The organism is Oscillibacter sp. CAG:155 (assembly GCA_000436875.1).
GTDB lineage: Bacteria > Bacillota > Clostridia > Oscillospirales > Oscillospiraceae > Oscillibacter.
The window spans coordinates 1-18,438 of the sequence record FR890931.1 but is presented as its reverse complement, the minus strand read 5'-3'; the positions used below and the strand labels follow the sequence as shown (position 1 = coordinate 18,438).

Annotated in this window: 16 protein-coding genes; 4 read left to right on the top strand and 12 right to left on the bottom strand. The window is 62.3% G+C overall.

The features are described 5' to 3' along the window. Positions 1-76 precede the first annotated feature (76 nt). Complete coding sequence (locus QZL67_RS07110) at positions 77-1,414, top strand: helix-turn-helix domain-containing protein (protein WP_022290046.1); 1,338 nt, start codon at positions 77-79, stop codon at positions 1,412-1,414. 57 nt (positions 1,415-1,471) lie between these two features. Here the strand turns inward: QZL67_RS07110 and QZL67_RS07105 are convergent, their stop codons facing one another. Next, a complete protein-coding gene (locus tag QZL67_RS07105; RefSeq protein WP_022290045.1) occupies positions 1,472-2,056 on the bottom strand; it encodes a zinc-ribbon domain-containing protein in 585 nt (194 codons plus the stop codon). Between the two features lie 107 nt (positions 2,057-2,163). Here QZL67_RS07105 and QZL67_RS07100 point away from each other — a divergent pair, with 107 nt between their 5' ends. Continuing rightward, the gene (locus tag QZL67_RS07100; protein WP_022290044.1) at positions 2,164-2,370 is read left to right on the top strand and encodes a helix-turn-helix transcriptional regulator; all 207 of its coding nucleotides are present in this window, start codon (positions 2,164-2,166) and stop codon (positions 2,368-2,370) included. A gap of 57 nt (positions 2,371-2,427) precedes the next feature. Here the strand turns inward: QZL67_RS07100 and argF are convergent, their stop codons facing one another. The 8 genes from argF to fumC form a co-directional block, all read right to left on the bottom strand. Continuing rightward, positions 2,428-3,411 carry an ornithine carbamoyltransferase gene (argF, locus tag QZL67_RS07095; protein ID WP_022290043.1) on the bottom strand — a complete coding sequence of 328 codons (984 nt, stop codon included), beginning with the start codon at positions 3,409-3,411 and terminating at the stop codon, positions 2,428-2,430. 189 nt (positions 3,412-3,600) lie between these two features. Continuing rightward, positions 3,601-4,779, bottom strand: a complete 1,179-nt coding sequence (locus QZL67_RS07090) for an aspartate aminotransferase family protein (protein ID WP_022290042.1) — start codon at positions 4,777-4,779, stop codon at positions 3,601-3,603. Then, entirely contained in the window at positions 4,776-5,642 is an 867-nt protein-coding gene (gene argB, locus QZL67_RS07085) for an acetylglutamate kinase (protein ID WP_022290041.1), read from the bottom strand. Before argB ends, QZL67_RS07090 begins: the two co-directional genes overlap by 4 nt. Before the next feature lie 42 nt (positions 5,643-5,684). Then, a complete protein-coding gene (gene argJ / locus QZL67_RS07080; protein WP_022290040.1) occupies positions 5,685-6,911 on the bottom strand; it encodes a bifunctional ornithine acetyltransferase/N-acetylglutamate synthase in 1,227 nt (408 codons plus the stop codon). Between the two features lie 199 nt (positions 6,912-7,110). Next, positions 7,111-8,040, bottom strand: coding sequence for an N-acetyl-gamma-glutamyl-phosphate reductase (gene argC / locus QZL67_RS07075; RefSeq protein ID WP_022290038.1), 930 nt, complete (start codon positions 8,038-8,040; stop codon positions 7,111-7,113). Then, positions 8,012-9,463 (bottom strand): argininosuccinate lyase, encoded by a 1,452-nt coding sequence (gene argH, locus QZL67_RS07070; protein ID WP_022290037.1) that lies wholly within the window; start codon positions 9,461-9,463, stop codon positions 8,012-8,014. Before argH ends, argC begins: the two co-directional genes overlap by 29 nt. Before the next feature lie 246 nt (positions 9,464-9,709). Continuing rightward, positions 9,710-10,936, bottom strand: coding sequence for an argininosuccinate synthase (locus QZL67_RS07065; RefSeq protein WP_022290036.1), 1,227 nt, complete (start codon positions 10,934-10,936; stop codon positions 9,710-9,712). 319 nt (positions 10,937-11,255) lie between these two features. Next, the gene (gene fumC / locus QZL67_RS07060) at positions 11,256-12,614 is read right to left on the bottom strand and encodes a class II fumarate hydratase (RefSeq protein ID WP_022290035.1); all 1,359 of its coding nucleotides are present in this window, start codon (positions 12,612-12,614) and stop codon (positions 11,256-11,258) included. Between the two features lie 171 nt (positions 12,615-12,785). Here fumC and QZL67_RS07055 point away from each other — a divergent pair, with 171 nt between their 5' ends. Further along, positions 12,786-13,619, top strand: coding sequence for a copper amine oxidase N-terminal domain-containing protein (locus QZL67_RS07055; protein ID WP_022290034.1), 834 nt, complete (start codon positions 12,786-12,788; stop codon positions 13,617-13,619). An 89-nt stretch (positions 13,620-13,708) separates the two neighbouring features. Here QZL67_RS07055 and QZL67_RS07050 read toward each other — a convergent pair whose 3' ends face one another. The 3 genes from QZL67_RS07050 to QZL67_RS07040 form a co-directional block, all read right to left on the bottom strand. Beyond that, positions 13,709-14,677: a stalk domain-containing protein gene (locus QZL67_RS07050; RefSeq protein WP_022290033.1), complete on the bottom strand. Its 969-nt coding sequence runs from the start codon at positions 14,675-14,677 to the stop codon at positions 13,709-13,711. 170 nt (positions 14,678-14,847) lie between these two features. Next, positions 14,848-16,671 carry a translational GTPase TypA gene (typA, locus tag QZL67_RS07045; RefSeq protein WP_022290032.1) on the bottom strand — a complete coding sequence of 608 codons (1,824 nt, stop codon included), beginning with the start codon at positions 16,669-16,671 and terminating at the stop codon, positions 14,848-14,850. Beyond that, positions 16,661-16,927, bottom strand: coding sequence for a hypothetical protein (locus tag QZL67_RS07040; protein WP_292920062.1), 267 nt, complete (start codon positions 16,925-16,927; stop codon positions 16,661-16,663). Before QZL67_RS07040 ends, typA begins: the two co-directional genes overlap by 11 nt. 112 nt (positions 16,928-17,039) lie before the next feature. Between QZL67_RS07040 and QZL67_RS07035 the strand changes: the two genes are divergently transcribed. Continuing rightward, the gene (locus tag QZL67_RS07035; RefSeq protein ID WP_022290031.1) at positions 17,040-18,206 is read left to right on the top strand and encodes a phosphoglycerate dehydrogenase; all 1,167 of its coding nucleotides are present in this window, start codon (positions 17,040-17,042) and stop codon (positions 18,204-18,206) included. Positions 18,207-18,438: the final 232 nt, after the last annotated feature.

Here is an 18,438-nt window from a genome sequence, read left to right as displayed (position 1 = left end):
TTGACAAAGGGAACCCCGCCGGTGGTGGCGGGTTCGGCCGCCCTCTGCGATACTGAGGGCAAAGGAGGGGATGCGCATGGAAAAACGGGATACGCTGGGCGGCCGCATCCAGACGGGCCGCAAGGCTGCCGGACTCTCCCAGGAGGCCCTGGGGGAACGGCTGGGCGTCTCCCGGCAGGCGGTCAGCAAGTGGGAGGCCGACGCCGCCGTGCCGGAGCTGGAAAATCTCATCGCCATGAGCCGGATCTTCGGCGTCACCATCGGCGCGCTGCTGGGGGTGGAGCCACCCGCCGGTTCGGCGGCGGCACCCGGCAAAGGCAGGCCGGAGGACGGCGCTCCGGATGCGGTTGCGGAGGCCGTCCCTACTACCCCCACCCATGAGCTGACGGACCGGGAGCTGGCGGCGGCGGAGGCCATCGCCGAGAAGTATCTGGCGGTCCAGTCCCGGCGGAGCCGCCGGTGGAAGATCGCCGCGGGCGCAGCCGGCATCGTACTGGTCCTGGGGGGCCTTCTGGGCGGCATTCTTTTGTGGAGCCAGCTGCAAAGCACCCGACGGGAGCTGGAGGCGACTCAGTATGCCGTGGAGCAGAAGATCCAGTCTGCGGCAGGGAAATTTTCTGATATATTAGATGAAAAGGATACTATTTTCCACGATTTTGTCATACAGGTCACAGACTACGATCTGTCGGAAGAGACACTGAAGCTACAGATCAGCGCCCAGGCCAAGACCTGGGACGAGGGGACCACCGGTGCCTTCACCGCCGTTTTGTCCGACGGACGGCAGTTCCGGGCAGAGGCGCTCCAGCAGGCAGGCACCTTCTCCGTCCAGGATTGGGAGCTGCCGATGGATGGGGAGATCTCCCTTTCCGCCGCCCTGACCACGGCGGGAACCTCCGTCAGCCGCCCGCTGGCCGCATTGTCGAATGCCTGCCGGCCGGAGGATTTCCGGCTGGACGTGTCGGGCAGCTGGGGGGACGTCTCCCACTCCGGCTTGGATCCCCTCTATGTGGATCTGAAGGAGCTGCGCTTCACCATTCATGGCTCTCCCAACAGTTGGATCGACTGGCCCGCCACCTTTGCCGCCCCCACCCCTATCGGGCTGGACCTCTGCTTCTACCGGAACGACTCTGCGGTGCCGGAGCTGGTCCTCCCCCTGTCGGACGCGCTGTCCCAATGGCAGGAGACCCATCAGGTGGAGCGGAACAACCCCGTCGTGGACCGGGCCTCCTTCGATCTCTCCCCCGGCGACACCCTGGTGTCCACCCTCCGGATTCAGGACGACCACGGCGACACGCTCTGGTACGTTCTGGACGCCTTCCGAAATCAAAACGGGATGTTTTCCGACTGCGCCGTCTCAGCGGAGGCCCGGAACACCTGGCAGCCGGGCCAGAGCATCGCCCCTCTGGTATCGTAAACCCTGAAACTATATAAAAAGAAGGACCCGTCTGGGTCCTTCTTTTTTCATGCTCTCTTATGCGCCGAAGTCATCCACGTCCAGCGCATATCCCAGGACTTCGCCCACGCTGGTGATCTGCCCCCGCACCGTGATGACCTGGTCGATCTGCATGTCCAGCACCTGCTGGCGCTGCTCCTCCGTCTGCAGGTAGCACTGCACGCCCTGAATGGCGTAAGGGTCATCCTGCGGCACGATGGAGATATAGTTTCCGTCGCTGTCGATGACGTTCAGCCGTCCAGTCAGCTCCACATACTGGTCCTGATAGGTGCTCTCCGCCTTGAGGGCGTTGCTGTCCAGGTCGTCCATCAGCTGCCCCACGGAATAGGCCGTGTAGGTCACGGCGGGTTTCTCCGCCTGGTCGGTACCGCTCTCCGGCGTATCGGCGGGCTCCTGCTGGGTCTGCTGAGGGGCGTCTGTTCCGCCGTTGTCCTCACCGCCCATGGCGGACCCTACTGCGGCGATCACCAGCACCACCAGAACCCAGAACCACCAGCGGCGGTAAATCGGCTTCTTGTTCTTCGCCCCGCAGGACGGGCAAACTTTGGCCCCCGCAGCCATCTCCTTGCCGCAAACCGGGCAATTTTTCAGTTTTTCCTTCATTTTCTGCATCTCCTCTTGTTTTCCACGAACAGGTTGCTCTCATTATACTCAATATATTGGTAATAGTCAATGATTTGAGCATGATACGGTGGTACAGAGGTGATGTCATGATCTCGTACGAGCCGTTTTACCGCACCCTGAAGGAACGGGGAATGACCGAGTATCAGCTGATTTACAAGCATGGCTTTTCGTCCTACATCCTCTACCGGATGAAGCACGGAGAAACCATTACCCTGAAAACCCTGGACACACTGTGCTTTATTCTGGAATGCGGTGTGGAGGATGTGATCGTCTATGTCCCGGACGAGGGGTGAATCTTCCCCCAAAAAGCAGCGCCAGCCCGGATGGGCTGGCGCTGATTTTTTGAGTTTTTACTTCATCAGTTCGTACATGACGGCCTTGATGGTGTGCATCCGGTTTTCCGCCTCGTCAAAGACGATGGAGGCAGGGGACTCGAACACCTCGTCGGTGACCTCCATAGCCTCCCGGCCGAACTTCTCGCCCATCTCCTTGCCCACCTTGGTCTTGTGGTCGTGGTAGGCGGGCAGGCAGTGCATGAACTTGCACTGGGGACCGGCGTTGTCCATGAGGGCCTTGGTCACCTGGTAAGGGGCCAGGGCCTGGATGCGCTCCGCCCAGACCTCCACCGGCTCGCCCATGGAGACCCACACGTCGGTGTAGAGCACGTCGGCGCCCTTGGTGGCGATCATGGGGTCCTCAATGAACTCCAGCACGGCGCCGGTCTCCTTGGCGATGGCCTGACAGGTATCGATGAGGGCCTGATCCGGCATATAGGCCTTGGGAGCGCAGGCCACGAAGTGCATGCCCATCTTGGCGCAGCCTACCATGAGACTGTTGCCCATGTTGTACCGGGCGTCGCCCAGATACACCAGCTTCACGCCCTGGAGCTTGCCGAAGTGCTCCCGGATGGTGAGGAAGTCCGCCAGGATCTGGGTGGGATGGAACTCGTTGGTCAGACCGTTGAACACCGGCACGCCGGCGTACTTGGCCAGCTCCTCCACGATGTCCTGGCCGTAGCCCCGGTACTCGATGCCGTCAAACATCCGGCCCAGCACCCGGGCGGTATCGGCGATGGACTCCTTCACGCCGATCTGGGAGCCGGTGGGCCCCAGGTAGGTGGACCCCATGCCCAGATCCTGGGCGGCCACCTCAAAGGCGCAGCGGGTACGGGTGGAGGTCTTTTCAAAAATCAGCGCCACGTTTTTCCCCTCCAGATAGCGGTGGGGGATGCCGGCCTTCTTCTTGGCCTTCAATTCTGCGGCGGTGTCCAGGAACTGCCCGATCTCAGCAGGGGTAAAGTCCAGGAGCTTCAAAAAATGGGTATGGTTTTCCATAGGTCGTCCTCACTTCGTTAGATTTGGTTGCACACCAGTGTACAACTCCCGGCAGGATTTTGCAAAATTTAGCCGTTAGTGTAAGTGTAAGTGTTATGGTAAGTGTAAGTGTTATTGTTAGTGTCAGTGCCGCAGGGGCGGTGTCCGGCCGCCCCTGCGGCGCAGGAGAAGAGCATGTTTCTTTTTTGCTCAGCCCAGGACCTTTTTCATGATGGCAAGTCCACGGTCCATCTCCTCCTTGGAGATCACCAGCGGCGGCAGCAGCCGCATGCCGGGCCCGGCGGTGAGGACCAGAAGTCCGTTTTCAATGAGCTTGTTTGCAATTGCCTTGTTGGTGTAGCCGTCTTTGACCTCGATGCCGATCATGAGTCCCAGGCCCCGGGTCTCTCCGAAGCAGGGCAGGTCCAACGCCTCAATGGAGCTGCGCAGGTACTCGCCCTTGGCGTTGACCTCCTGCAAAAACGCGTCGGAGAGGGTCTCCTGCACCACCAATCCCGCAGCGGCGCAGACAGGGTTGGCGCCGAAGGTGGTGGCGTGCATCCCGGGACCCAGGACGTCCCGGCACTTCTCGTTGGCCAGGATGCCGCTCATGGGCAACCCGCCGGCGATGCCCTTGGCGAAGGACACCACGTCCGGCAAAACGCCGTACTGCTGGAAGGCAAAAAGGCTGCCGGTCCGGCCCACGCCGGTCTGCACCTCGTCCACCAGCAGCAGCCAGTCCCGCTCGGCGCAGATCTTCGCCACCGCCTGGACATACTCCTTGTCCAGCGGCAGTACGCCGCCCTCGCCCTGGACCAGTTCCATCATCACGGCGCACACATCGCTGCCCGCGGCGTCCTCCAGGGAGTCCAGGTCATTGGCATCGGCATAACGGAAGCCCTCGGTGAAGGGGAAGAAGTAATTGTGGAACACCTCCTGACCGGTGGCCATCAGCGTGGTGATGGTGCGGCCGTGGAAGGAGTTGTTCAGCGTGATGATGGTGGCACGGTCCTTGCCGTACTTGTCAAAGCTGTACTTCCGGGCCAGCTTGATCATGCCCTCGTTGGCTTCACCGCCGCCGTTGGCGAAGAAGACGCAGCTCTCGCCGGTGCGCTTGCAGAGGATCTCGGCAAGGCGGGCGGCGGGCTCGGTGTAGAAAAGGTTGGATACGTGCCCCAGCTTCCTGGCCTGGGCGGCGATGGCATCCGCCCAGGCGGTGTTGCCGTAGCCCAGGTCAGTAACGCCGATACCGCTGGTGAAGTCGATGTAGGCGTTGCCCTCCGGGTCGTAGAGGGTGGCACCCTCACCGTGGTCGATGGCCACCGGGAAGCGGCCGTAGGTATGCATGATGTACTGGTCCGTCAGGGCCATAATCTCTTTGCTGGTCATGCGTCGTCCTCCTTTTTGAGCATGGTTCCGATGCCGCGGTCTGAGAGCAGCTCGATGAGAATGGAATGGGGGATGCGGCCGTCCAGGATGTGGACCCGCTCCACGCCGCCGTTGATGGCCTCCACGCTGCACTCCATCTTGGGGATCATGCCCCCAGAGATGACGCCTTGGGCGATCAGGCCCGGCACGTCGTAGGTATGCAGCACGTGGATGAGGGTCTCCTCGTCCTTGGGGTCCCTCAGAAGGCCCCGGACGTCCGTCAGGAGAATCAGCTTTTCCGCCCCCAGAGCCTCCGCCAGCTTGGCGGCGGCGGTGTCGGCGTTGATGTTATAGGCGGTGTCGGCGTCCACGCCCTGGGCCACGGTGGACACCACCGGGATGTAGCCTGTCATCAGGGCGTTTTCCACCGGCTCCGGGTTCACGCCGGTGATTTTGCCCACCAGGCCGTACTTTGCGTCCAGCTGCTCGGCCTGGAACATGGCGCCGTCCATGCCGCAAAGGCCGATGGCCTGCCCGCCCAGGCGGTTCAGCTGGGCCACCAGATTCTTGTTGACCTTGCCGCACAGCACACTCTGGACCACGTCCATGGTCTCCTCGTCGGTGTAGCGCAGGCCGTCCACAAAGTGGGACTCGTGGCCAATCTTCTTGAGCATGGCAGAGATCTCCGGTCCGCCGCCGTGGACCACCACCACCCGGATGCCCACCAGGGACAAGAGGATGATGTCGCTCATGACGGCCTTGCGGAGCTCGTCAGAGATCATGGCGTTGCCGCCGTATTTGATGACGATGGTTTTGCCGGTGAATTTTTGAATATAGGGCAGGGCCTCCACCAGGGTCTGGGCCTGCTGCGCATGGGAGGACATGGGAATCAGCTCCTTCTGTGGTGTAGAGAATGGGACGGGCCGTCAGGTGCGGTAGTCCCCGTTGATCTTGATGTAATCGTAGGTGATGTCGCAGCCCCAGCAGGTGGCCGCTCCCGGACCGGCGCCCATGGAGATGCGGATCTCCACGTCGTGCTCTGTCAGGATCTTCTTGGCCAGGTCCTCATCAAAGGACAGGCCCCGTCCCTGCTCGCACACGGCGATCTCCCCCGCCGCGCTGGCAAAGGCCACGTCCACGGCCTCCGGGTCAAACTCCGCCCCGGAGTAGCCCATGGCGCACAGCACCCGGCCCCAGTTGGCGTCGGCGCCGAAGATAGCGGCCTTGGTGAGGGTAGAGGAGATAACGGAACGGGCCACGGTCTCGGCGGTCTTTTCGTCCACCGCGCCGGTGACGGTGCAGGTGATGAGGTGCTTGGCGCCCTCGCCGTCGGCGGCCATCTTCCGGGCCAGCTCCGTGCACAGGGTCATCAGCGCCTCCGTGAAGGCCTGGTAATCCGCCCCCTGCTCCGTGATCTCCGCGTTGCCCGCCAGGCCGTTGGCCAGGACGATGCAGGAGTCATTGGTGGAGGTGTCGCCGTCCACGCTGATGCGGTTGAAGGTTTTGGACACCACTTCCTTCAGCGCGGCGCGGATCATGACCGGAGAAATGGCGCAGTCGGTGGTGAGGAAGCAGAGCATGGTGCCCATATTGGGATGGATCATGCCGGAGCCCTTGGCGATGCCGCCCATGCGGACGGTCTTTCCGCCGATGACAGTCTCCACGGCCACTTCCTTTTTCACGGTGTCGGTGGTCATGATAGCGTGGGCTGCGGCGTCGCTGGCCTCCACGGAGTGCTCCAGCGCCTCATACAGCGCCGGCATGCCTTCCTCGATCACCTGGACCTTCAACGTCTGGCCGATGACGCCGGTAGAGGAGACCAGCACGTCCTCCGGCGGGCAGCCAATGGCCTTGGCCGCCGCCGCACACATCTTGATGGCGTTTTCCTCCCCCTGGGGAGCGCAGGCGTTGGCGTTGCCGCTGTTGGCCACGATGGCCCGGGCCTTGCCGTCCGCCAGGTGCTTGCGGTCCACGTGGATGGGAGCGGCCTTCACCACGTTGGTGGTGAACATGGCCGCCGCCGCGCAGTCCACGTCGGAGACGATGAGGGCCACGTCCTTTTTCCAGGCGGCGTGGGTCTTGACGCCCACATGGATGCCTGCGGCCCGGAAGCCCTGGGCGGCGCAGACGCCGCCTTCGATATACTTGAGCATACGTTTTCTCCTTCTTTCTCAGCCGGCGGCCAACGCCGCCGGAATCAGACCAGGCTGGTAGTCTCCGGGAACCCCAGCATAATGTTCATGTTTTGCACCGCGGCGCCGGATTTGTCATCCCGCCCGGTTGCCCCTTTAGGGGCGAGGGCAGCTGACATTCCCACGGCCCCAAAGGGGCCTCCGGCGCTGCCTGCCGGGTTCATACCAGACTGGTGGTTTCCTCCAAGCCTAACATGATGTTCATATTCTGAACGGCTGCGCCGGAGGCCCCCTTGCCCAGATTGTCAAAAAGGGCGGTGACGGTGAACGCTTGGTCGTTGCCTGCCACCACGATGGTGAGGTCGTTGTCTCCCGCCTTCACACCGGCGTACAGCTTGGCGGCCCCCTCCGGAGCCACCTGCACCATCCGCTGCCCCGCGTAGTGGGCGGCGTAGGTCTCCCAAACCTGGTGCAGAGAGGTGACGCCCTTGAGCTGACTGGTGTGGAGCATGACGGTGGTGGCCATGCCCTTGTAGTAATCGTCCACCACCGGGACGAACACCGGCGGCTTCGTCAATCCGCAGATGGTCTGCATTTCCGGCAGGTGCTTGTGGGTCTGGCCCAGACCGTAGGGGCAGGGGCTTGCCAGCTCCGCCGGGCGGTCCGCCGCCTCGTACTGGGCGATCATCTTCTTGCCGCCGCCGGAGTAGCCGGTGAGGGAAAAGCAGGAAAGGTCCGCGTCAGGCGGCAGCAGTCCCGCCGCCACCAACGGGTACACCACGGAGATAAAGCCCGTGGCGTGGCAGCCGGGGTTGGCCACCCGCTTGGCCGTTGCGATGGCCTGGCGCTGCCCGGCTTTCAGCTCCGGGAAGCCGTAGACCCAGCCGGGGGCGGTACGGTGGGCGGTGGAGGCGTCGATGATGGCGGTGTTGGGATTTTCCACCAGCTCTACCGCCTCAATAGCCGCCGCGTCCGGCAGGCACAAAAAGACAATGTCCGAGGCGTCCATGAGCTTTTTGCGCTCGGCGGGGTCCTTGCGCTTGTCCTCGTTGATGAGGAGCAGGGTAAGGTCCTCCCGCTTTGCCAGGCGGTCATAGATCTGGAGGCCGGTGGTGCCCTCCTTACCGTCGATATAAACCTTGGGTTTCAATGGGAACATCTCCCTTTTTATTTGGTATGGGCCTGGATGAAGGCCTCCATCTCCGCGATCTGGCGGGCGGTCTCCGCCATATCGGGGGGGGGGCCCCCCCCCCGGGGGGCCCGCCGTAGCTTGCCCGCAGAGCCATGCAGTTCTCCAGGTTCAGCGCGTCGTAGACGTCCGCTTCAAAGAGGTCGGAGGCGGCTTTGAGCTCCGGGAGGGTCAGCTCCTCCAGCGTCTTCCCCGCCGCCGTGCACTGGGCAACCAGATGGCCGGTGACGGTGTAGGCATCCCGGAAGGGCATGCCCTTTTTGGTCAGGTAGTCGGCGCAGTCTGTGGCGTTGATAAAGCCGTGGCCCGCCGCCTTGCGCATATTGTCAGTGCGGACGGTCATGGTGTCCAGCATGGCGGCGAAAACCGGCAGGCACATCTCCACGGTGTCCACTGCGTCGAACACCGGCTCCTTGTCCTCCTGCATATCCTTGTTGTAGGCAAGGGGCAGGCCCTTCATGGCGGTGAGGAGGCTCATGAGGTCGCCGTAGACTCTTCCCGTCTTGCCCCGCACCAGCTCCGCAACGTCCGGGTTCTTCTTCTGGGGCATGATGGAGGAGCCGGTGGCGTAGGCGTCGTCCAGCTCGATGAACTTGAACTCCCAGCTGCACCAGAGGATGACTTCCTCGGAAAAGCGGGAGAGATGCATCATGAGAACGGACAATGCGCTCAAAAACTCCAGGGCGTAGTCCCGGTCGGAGACGCCGTCCAGGGAGTTGCCCATGGGGCCGTCAAAGCCCAGGCTCTTGGCGGTCATAAAGCGGTCGATGGGATAGGTGGTGCCCGCCAGGGCGCCGGAGCCCAGGGGACAGAGGTTCAGCCGCTTGCCGCAGTCCTCCAGCCGGGTGACGTCCCGGCCCAGCATCGCCGCGTAGGCCATGAGGTGCTGGGCAAAGGAGATGGGTTGGGCCCGCTGGAGATGGGTGTAGCCGGGCATGACGGCGGTCTGGTACTTCCTGGCCTGGCGGCAGAGCACCGCCTCCAGCTCCAGGAGCTGCTCCACGATGACGGGGATCTGCTCCCGGACGTACATCCGGAAGTCCAACGCCACTTGGTCGTTCCGGGAGCGGCCGGTGTGGAGGCGCTTTCCCGCGTCCCCGATGCGGGCGGTGAGGAGGGCCTCCACATTCATGTGGATATCCTCGTTGTCGGCGGTGAATTCCACCTTCCCCGCCTCGATGTCCGCCAGGATGGACTGGAGGCCCTGTACGATGGCCTCCGCGTCGGCGGCGGAGATGATGCCCGTGGCCCCCAGCATCTTGGCGTGGGCGATGGAGCCGGTGATGTCCTCCTTGTAGAGCCGCTGATCGAACTGGATGGAGGCGTTGAAGTCGTTAACAAGGGCGTCGGTATCCTTGCCGAACCGCCCGGACCAGAGTTTCATAGCAGTGTCCTTTCATCCAGGAGGCGGGACGAAGATCCCTCTCCGCCCCGCTCCCGTGGTCGTATGGTTGTTCTGTTGGTTTTTCTCTTCCGCCGCCGGAGCGGCGGAATGGAATCATTTTCGGCGGGGCGTGTACCTGCCGAAAATACCCCGACCCGCGCGCCTCTGGGGCGCGCACACCAGTGACATTGGTCACTGGTGTGGGGGGGGAGGTCGAGGGGGGATGAAATCCCCCTTCGAACTTTCTTACAGCTTTCCTTCCTCCCGCAGAGCCAGCACGGTGTCGGGCAGGCCCCAGAGGTTGATGAAGCCGGTGGCGTTGGTCTGGTCATAGTCGCTCTCGTTGAAAGTCACCAGTTTCTCGGAGTACAGAGACTCGGGAGAGGTGACGGAGGCGGTGATGATGTTGCCCTTGTAGAGCTTGAGCTTCACCGTGCCGGTGACGTGCTTCTGAGTCTCCAGGGCGAAGGCCGTGAGGGCCTCCCGCAGGGGGGTAAACCACTTGCCGTTGTACACCAGGTCGGCGAAGTCCACCGCCAGCTTGCTCTTCATGTGCTTGGTGTCCTTGTCCACGGTGATCATCTCCAGGACCTCGTGGGCCTTGTAGAGGATGGTGCCGCCCGGGGTCTCATAGACGCCCCGGTCCTTCATGCCCACCAGCCGGTTTTCCACGATGTCCAGCAATCCGATGCCGTTGGCACCGCCCAAGGCATTGAGCTTTTCGATAATGGCGCTGGCCTTCATCTTCTCGCCGTCGATGGCCACGGGCCAGCCCTTCTCAAAGTCCAGCGTCACATAGGTGGCCTTGTCGGGGGCCATGGCCGGGGAGACCCCCATCTCCAGGAAGCCGGGCTTGTCGTACTGGGGCTCGTTGGCGGGGTCCTCCAGGTCCAGGCCCTCGTGAGAGAGGTGCCAGAGGTTCTTGTCCTTGGAGTAGTTGGTCTCCCGGGAGATCTTCAGGGGGACGTGGTGGGCCTCGGCGTAGTCGATCTCCTCGTCACGGCCTTTGATGTCCCACTCTCTCCAGGGAGCGATGATGGTCATCTCGGGAGCGAAGCGCTTGATGGTCAGCTCGAAGCGCACCTGGTCGTTGCCCTTGCCGGTGCAGCCGTGGGCGATGGCGTCGGCGCCTTCGGCCTTGGCGATCTCCACCAGCTTCTTGGCAATGACGGGCCGGGCAAAGGCGGTGCCCAGCAGGTACTCCTCGTACTTGGCGCCCATCATCATGGAGGGGATGATGACGTCGTCCACCATCTCGTCCACCAGGTCCGCCACGTACAGCTTGGAGGCGCCGGTCTTGATGGCCTTCTCCTCCAGGCCCTCCAGCTCGTCGTTCTGGCCCACGTTGCCGGCCACGGCGATGATCTCGGGGTTGCCATAGTTCTCCTTCAGCCAGGGGATGATGATGGACGTGTCCAGGCCGCCGGAGTAAGCCAGCACGATCTTCTTGATGTCCTTTTTATTCTTCGCCATGGTATGTACCTCCCAGAAGCATTTGTTGTTTGATGATGTTTGAATTATACGCCTTACGTGCATAAATATGCAACTAGGATGTTGCACAACATTTCTTCCATTTTGTGGGCATTTTTGCATAGATTGTCATATATTCGCCGTAATTCCGCATATATGCACATTATATTCAATATTCGTGCATATAGTTTCAGAAGGGCGTCGGGGAATTTCCGGTAGGCGACAGCGGGGCCACTCAGAATGGTCTTCGGGGAAATATGCGTCTCAGCCGCCCGGGGCGCAAAATGATGCCCGGGACGGCAAAACGCCCCGGGCACTTGGGTCACACCATCTTTTCCGGCCGCACCGTCTCGTCGAACTCCGCCGGGGACAGCAGCCCCAGGGATACCACCGCCTCTTTCAGGGAGGTGCCCTCCTGGAGGGCCTTTTTTGCACACCTGGCCGCCGCCTCGTATCCGATCTTGGGCGTCAGGCAGGTGACCAGCATCAGCGAGTTGTGAAGGTTGTACGTCATCCGCTCCACATTGGGCTCGATGCCCTCCGCGCAGTGGACCCGGAAGGAGTCCATGGCGTCCGAGAGCAGCCGGGCGGAGAGGAGGAAGTTATACGCGCACACCGGCAAAAATACGTTAAGCTGGAAATTCCCCTGGCTGGCGGCAAAGCCGATGGCCGCGTCGGCCCCCATCACCTGCACCGCCACCATGGTGACGGCTTCGCACTGGGTTGGATTCACCTTCCCCGGCATGATGGACGAACCCGGCTCATTTTCCGGGATGCGCAGCTCCCCCATGCCGCAGCGGGGACCGCTGGCCTCCCAGCGGATGTCGTTTGCGATCTTCATGAGGTTTGCCGCCAGAGCCTTCAGGGCCCCGTGGGCAAACACCAGGGCGTCCTTGCTGGTGAGGGCGTGGAACTTGTTGGCATCGGGGGTGAAGGCGGTACCGGTCAGCTCCTGAAGCTGCTTGCAGACCATCTCGTCAAATCCCTTGGGGGCGTTGAGGCCGGTTCCCACAGCGGTACCGCCGATGGCCAGGCGCCTCAGCTCCGGCAGCGCCGTGCGCAGCATCCGGCAGGGTGCTTCTACCAGCTCCCGCCAGCCGGAGACCTCCTGGGCGAATTTCAGCGGCGTGGCGTCCTGCAGATGGGTGCGGCCGATACGGATCAGGTCCGGGTACGCCTCCTCCAGCTTTCGGAAGGCCGCCGCCAGACGCTCCGCCGCCGGCAGCACGTCCCGCTCCACCGCCAGGGCCGCGGCGATATGGAGTGCCGAGGGAAAGGTGTCGTTGCTGGACTGGGAGGCGTTGACCTGGTCGTTGGGGTGCAGGGAGACGCCCCGTTCCGCCGCCAGATGGGCAATGACCTCGTTGACATTCATATTGGTCTGGGTGCCGCTGCCGGTCTGCCAGACCACCAGGGGAAATTCCTCCTCCCACTTCCCCGCCCGGATCTCGCCGCACACGGCGGCGATGGCGTCGGCCTGCTCCTCCGTCAGCTTGCCGCACGATGCGTTGGCCCAAGCGCAGGCCTCCTTCAAATAGGCAAAAGCGGTGATGATCTCCCTGGGCTGGCGCTGACCGCCGATTTTGAAGTTCTCCAGGCTCCGCTGGGTCTGGGCGCCCCAGTGGCGGTCCGCCGGGACGGCCACAGTGCCCATGGTGTCGTGTTCCATGCGGGTATCCATCCAAGTTCCCTCCCGTTTCATTTGTGATGGTTCCATTATAGCGGCCCGTCCTTCCCCGCGCAACCGCCCCGCCGTCTTTTGGCAGGCGGGGAAAAATTTCCGCCCGGCGGGAACTTTTTTGCCCCGTCCCCGTCTCATTTCATAGAATCCACACGAGAAAGGATGCTGATTATGAAACGAGTTTCTGCAATTTTGCTGGCGCTGGCCCTCTCCGCCTCGTTGTGCCTGCCCACGCTGGCCGCCGGTGTCACCGTGAACGGCAAGACGGTCTCCGGGGCGGAGGCGGTGACCATGGTTCCCCTGCGGACCGTCAGCGAGGCTCTGGGCTGGACCGTGGCCTGGGACGGCTCCCTGCCCGGCGCCCGGGTGGAGACCGGCCAGGTCCACATGGATCTGACGCTGGGGAAGGACACCTACCAGACCGTGAGCTCCACGGCCATCGGCATGAGCGCTCCCTTCTCCCTGGGCGCCGCCCCCGCTATGCTGGAACCCGGCACCATCTACGTGCCGGCGGAGCTGTTCCAGGTGCTGCTGGGCAACCGGGAGGGCACCGTCTCCATCGGCACGGACGGCACGGTCTCCATCTCCCAGACCGGCGGCACCCAGATCATCAATCCCCTGCACCAGCACGAGACCCTTGCCCAGCTGCGCAGCGCCGTGGGCTTTGACTTCCCGGTGCCCGACGCCCCCGCAGGCTTCCAGGTGTCGCTCTACCAGGATATCGCCGGCACCATGGCGGAGATCCGCTGGAGCGATGATGTGCAGGAGGTCTGCTATCGGGTCAGCCGGGGCGGCGACGGCACCAGCAGCGACAACAGCGGCGACTACACCGTCTATGCCGAAAGCGGCACTCTGGATGCCGGCGGCACCACCGTCCACTGGCGAGGCCAGGACGGCAGAATCCGGGTGGCGGTCTGGGCAAAGAACAACCTGATCTTCTCCATCCGCTCTGCCGAGGGGCTCACCAAGACCCAGGTTTTGCAGTTGGTCCAGGATACGCTGTAAACCGCCGCAGCATCCCGGAACCAAAAAAGGCCGGACCGCTGAATGCGGTCCGGCCTTCTTCTCAGCTGCTCAGCTGTGCGCCGGGAAACTTATGCGGCAGGATAGAGGTTTAAAAGCTGCAGCAGTGCCGTCTGTGAGAGATACGTCACCCCTGCTTCCAGAACGCAGGTACCGGGGACCTGATAGGCCGTGCCGGTCTCATCCATGCCCTGGATGGTACCGCCGGGCATGGCGGTCAGTACGGTTTCCCCGTTCCGGGAGACCACAGCCCCCTGCGCCGGGTCCCATTTCACCTGCAGGCCCAGGATCTCTGCCGCCGCCCGGACAGGCAGCAGCATCTCCCCGTCCTGGCTGACCTTGGCCTTCCGGGACAGGACGCCGCCGTTGACGATCACCAAACCCTCTTCCGTCACGCTCACATATCCCTGGTAGGCGTAGGGGAACACCAGCACCCGCTCCGGCTGCCCCTGGGCGTCGGGCCACACCAGAATGCCCGTTCCGGGGATCAGGTCCTCCAGCCGGACGATATTCTTGGTCCGGTAGGGCGTCAGCTCCGCCTGATCGGTGATGCGCAGCGTGGTGCCGTCGGTGGCGGTGACCTCCGTCCAGGTGAGGGCCGGAGGCGGATAGATGGCAATCATGGCCTGAGGCGTCACCGAGGCGATTTCATAATACTGGGGCACGGCGTAATCCGCAGGGATGTTCGCTACGATCACCTGCGCTGTGGCCTGGGGCGGCAGGCTCATGGTCATGGCAGACCCCACCCAGGCGTAAATGGTGTCGCCGTCCTGGATCTGCTCCAGGTCCATGGGCTCCCCGGTGACGGCGTCCAGGCAGATGATGGACTCCCCATGGAGGATGACCTCGTGCAGAGGATCACTGGTATTGGAGTTTTCCACCAGCAGTCCCCCATTGTCCAGCCATGTCACCGTACCCCACACCCGGACAGGCCCCCGCCCGGCAGTCTCCGCAGCCGCCGGCTCCGCCGCCAGGGCGGGCACACTCAAAAGCACTGCGCAAAGGAGAAGAGAGAGGCATCGCATCAGTCGTTTCTTCATATCCGTTCGTCCTTTCCCATGTCTTTCGGAGACATCCTCCGTTTGCTTTTATAGACGCCCGGGGGCGAGAAAAGTTCCCGCAATGCCGGGAGTTTTTTTCCACATGTTCCGTGCCGTCGGTGGAAAAAATGCCCGGACAGTTTGTCCGGGCATTTGGGGAGTGACAGGATTTACTTCTTGCCGTGCATGGCCTTCATCCGCTGCTCGTGGTTCAAAATGGCCTTGCGGATGCGCAGGCTCTTGGGAGTGACCTCCAGCAGCTCGTCGTCCGCCAGGAACTCCAGGCACTGCTCCAGGCTCATCTGCTTGGGGGGCACCAGACGCAGCGCGTCATCGGAACCGGAGGCACGGGTGTTGGTCAGCTGCTTTTTCTTGCAGGCGTTGACGGTGATGTCCTCGCCCCGGCTGGCCACGCCGATGACCATGCCCTCGTACACCGGCACGCCGGCGCCGATGAAGAGCGTGCCCCGCTCCTGGGCATTGTAGAGGCCGTAGGTGATGGACTCGCCGGTCTCGGAGCAGATCAGGCTGCCCATACCCCGGCGCTGGATATCGCCCTTGTAAGGCGCATAGGAGTCAAACACGGAGGCCATAATGCCCTCGCCCTTGGTGTCGGTGAGGAAGTCGTTGCGGTAGCCGAAGAGGCCCCGGGCAGGCACCAGGAACTCCACCTTCATCCGGTCGCCCACAGGAGTCATCTCCACCATGTCGGCCTTGCGCTGGCCCAGCTTCTCGATGACGGCGCCCACGCTCTCGGCGGGCACGTCCACCACCAGACGCTCGATGGGCTCGCACTTCTTGCCGTCGATCTCCTGGTAGAGCACCCGCGGGGGGGATACCTGGAACTCATAGCCTTCCCGGCGCATGGTCTCGATGAGGATGGAAAGGGACATCTCGCCCCGGCCTGCCACGTTGAAGGCGGTATCCCGGTCGGTGTCGCTGACCTTCAGGGACACGTCCCGCAGCGTCTCCCGGTACAGACGGTCCCGCAGCTGGCGGGAGGTGACGAACTTGCCCTCCCGGCCGGCGTAGGGGGAGTCGTTGACGGAGAAGGTCATCTCCAGGGTGGGCCGGGAGATCTTCACGAAGGGCAGTGCCTCCACGCAGTCCGGTGCACAGATGGTATCGCCGATGGTCACATCACCGATACCGCTCATGGCGATGATGTTGCCGGCGGTGGACTCGGTGACCGCCTGCCGGGTCAGACCCTCAAACTCATAGATGGCAGTGGCCTTGGCTTTGCGCAGCACTGCCTCGGGGTCGTGGTAATTGCAAAGAGCAACTTCCTGGTTCTGCTTCAGCGTGCCCCGCTCGATGCGGCCGATGGCGATCCGGCCCACGAAGTCGTTGTAGTCAATGGAGCTGACCAGCATCTGGAAGGGAGCGTCCTTGTCCGCCTCCGGCGCAGGGATGTATTCCAGGATGGTCTCAAAGAGGGGCTTGAGGTCCGTTCCCGGCACATCGGGGGAATAGGAGCAGATGCCCTGCCGGGCAGAGCAGAACAGCATGGGGGAATCCAGCTGCTCAGGCGTGGCGTCCAGATCCATCAGCAGCTCCAGCACCTCGTCGATGACCTCGTGGATGCGCTGGTCGGGACGGTCGATCTTATTGACCACCACGATGACCCGGTGGCCCAGCTCCAGCGCCTTGCTCAGCACGAAGCGGGTCTGGGGCATGGGGCCCTCCGCGGCGTCCACCAGCAAAATGACGCCGTTGACCATCTTTAGGATGCGCTCCACCTCGCCGCCGAAGTCGGCATGGCCCGGGGTGTCCACGACGTTGATCTTCACATCCTTATACCGAATCGCGGTGTTCTTGGCCATGATGGTGATGCCGCGCTCCCGCTCAAGATCGCCGGAGTCCATGACCCGGTCCACGGTCTCCTGTCCTTCCCGGTACACGCCGCCCTGCTTGAGCATCTGGTCCACCAGGGTGGTTTTTCCGTGGTCAACGTGGGCGATAATGGCAACGTTTCTCAGGTGTTCATTCTGCATACTTTTTCTCTCCTTCTATGCGGCAGTGCCGCAAGGGCTTGCGCCCTGCCACTTCCGTCGAGTGCTTCTCTCGTTTCTTCGCATACATTTTGATATTATATTCCGCTTTTTTGCGTATTTCAATAGAAAAGTTTCCGTTTTTTCGAAGTTTTGCGTTTCTTTTTATCCACGGGTGTCCGTGGCTGCCGGACGCCTGCCTTTTCCACAAAGAATCCCCGCCCGGTGCCGGGGATTTTCGCTCTTTCGCGTATTGCACCCGTCCCGTCCCTTTTCTATAATAAAGGTGCTGCGAGGTGAAGCGGCGCCAGCGCCGCACGTTCCCCCGCAAGTATTGTGGTCCGCTGGGACCACCCAGGAGGCATTGTGCCATGTATCGCATCAAAACATTCAACAAGATCTCTCCCATGGGCCTGAACCGGCTGGAGCCGGAGCACTACACCTACTCCGACAACGAGACCGACGAGAACGGCATCCTCGTCCGCTCCGCCAAGCTCCACGATTACCCCTTCCCCGCTTCCCTTCTGGCCATCGCCAGAGCCGGCGTGGGCGTCAACAACATCCCCATCGACCGCTGCTCCGAGTCCGGCATTGCGGTGTTCAACACCCCCGGCGCCAACGCCAACGCGGTCAAGGAACTGGTGCTGTGCGCCATGCTGATTGGCTCCCGTGATGTGGACGGCGGCATTCAGTGGGTCCGCCAGCAGGTGGAATCCGGCGTGGATATCACCACCGTTGTGGAAAAGGGCAAGTCCGCCTTCGTAGGCCCGGAGCTTTTCAAAAAGACGCTGGGCGTCATCGGCCTGGGCGCCATCGGCTCTCTGGTGGCCAACGTGGCCCTGGACATGGGCATGGACGTCTATGGCTACGATCCCTTCCTGTCTGTGGATGCGGCGCTGCGGCTGGACCGGCACATCCATGTGGTCAAGGATATCAATGAACTTTACAAACGGGCAGATTATATCACCATCCACATCCATTACACGGAAAAGACCGCCCACATGATCGACGAGAAGGCTATCTCCGCCATGAAGCGGGGTGTCCGGTTCATCAACCTGGCCCGGGGTGAGATCGTGGACGATGACGCCATGCTGGCGGCGCTGGACACCGGCCGGGTGGCCACCTACGTCACCGACTTCCCCAACAACCGTCTGGTGGGTGCTCCCCATGTGGTGGCTATGCCCCATCTGGGCGCTTCCACGCCGGAGAGCGAGCAGAACTGCGCCATCATGGCAGTGGACCAACTGAAGGATTATCTGGAAAACGGCAATATCCGCAACTCCGTAAACTTCCCCAGCGTCTCCATGGAACGCAGCGGCGTGATGCGCATGTGCATCATCCATAAAAATGTGCCTGCCATGCTGGCCAACATCACCACGCTCCTCAGCAAGGACGGCGTGAATGTGGAAAACCTGAGCAACAAATCCAAGGGCGATTATGCCTATACCATGGTAGACCTGGGCTCCAAGGTAGCCGACGATGTGATCGAGGACGTCAAGCACCTGCCCAACGTCATCCGCGTGCGGGTGATCGAGTAAAGAGGCGGGCCCCCACACCGGGAGCTGTCGAAAAGCGGCAGCTCCCGGTGCTTTCTGCGGCAGCCTGTCTTTGCATTGACACGCCGCTTAAAAGCGGGTAAAATGAGAAAAGTATCCTCTCATATAAGCCCCCGTAGCTCAGTTGGATAGAGCGGTCGCCTCCTAAGGTTGCGTTACAACGGTCACCTCAAAAAAACTAAATAAGGGATTGCAGTTCGACTTTGATCGGGCT

Excerpts from the sequence above, each read along its gene's own strand:
- QZL67_RS07110 (WP_022290046.1), top strand. The coding sequence starts at position 77 with ATGGAAAAACGGGATACGCTGGGCGGCCGCATCCAGACGGGCCGCAAG.
- QZL67_RS07105 (WP_022290045.1), bottom strand. The coding sequence starts at position 2,056 with ATGAAGGAAAAACTGAAAAATTGCCCGGTTTGCGGCAAGGAGATGGCT.
- QZL67_RS07100 (WP_022290044.1), top strand. The coding sequence starts at position 2,164 with ATGATCTCGTACGAGCCGTTTTACCGCACCCTGAAGGAACGGGGAATG.
- argF (WP_022290043.1), bottom strand. The coding sequence starts at position 3,411 with ATGGAAAACCATACCCATTTTTTGAAGCTCCTGGACTTTACCCCTGCT.
- QZL67_RS07090 (WP_022290042.1), bottom strand. The coding sequence starts at position 4,779 with ATGACCAGCAAAGAGATTATGGCCCTGACGGACCAGTACATCATGCAT.
- argB (WP_022290041.1), bottom strand. The coding sequence starts at position 5,642 with ATGTCCTCCCATGCGCAGCAGGCCCAGACCCTGGTGGAGGCCCTGCCC.
- argJ (WP_022290040.1), bottom strand. The coding sequence starts at position 6,911 with ATGCTCAAGTATATCGAAGGCGGCGTCTGCGCCGCCCAGGGCTTCCGG.
- argH (WP_022290037.1), bottom strand. The coding sequence starts at position 9,463 with ATGAAACTCTGGTCCGGGCGGTTCGGCAAGGATACCGACGCCCTTGTT.
- QZL67_RS07065 (WP_022290036.1), bottom strand. The coding sequence starts at position 10,936 with ATGGCGAAGAATAAAAAGGACATCAAGAAGATCGTGCTGGCTTACTCC.
- fumC (WP_022290035.1), bottom strand. The coding sequence starts at position 12,614 with ATGGATACCCGCATGGAACACGACACCATGGGCACTGTGGCCGTCCCG.
- QZL67_RS07055 (WP_022290034.1), top strand. The coding sequence starts at position 12,786 with ATGAAACGAGTTTCTGCAATTTTGCTGGCGCTGGCCCTCTCCGCCTCG.
- QZL67_RS07050 (WP_022290033.1), bottom strand. The coding sequence starts at position 14,677 with ATGAAGAAACGACTGATGCGATGCCTCTCTCTTCTCCTTTGCGCAGTG.
- typA (WP_022290032.1), bottom strand. The coding sequence starts at position 16,671 with ATGCAGAATGAACACCTGAGAAACGTTGCCATTATCGCCCACGTTGAC.
- QZL67_RS07035 (WP_022290031.1), top strand. The coding sequence starts at position 17,040 with ATGTATCGCATCAAAACATTCAACAAGATCTCTCCCATGGGCCTGAAC.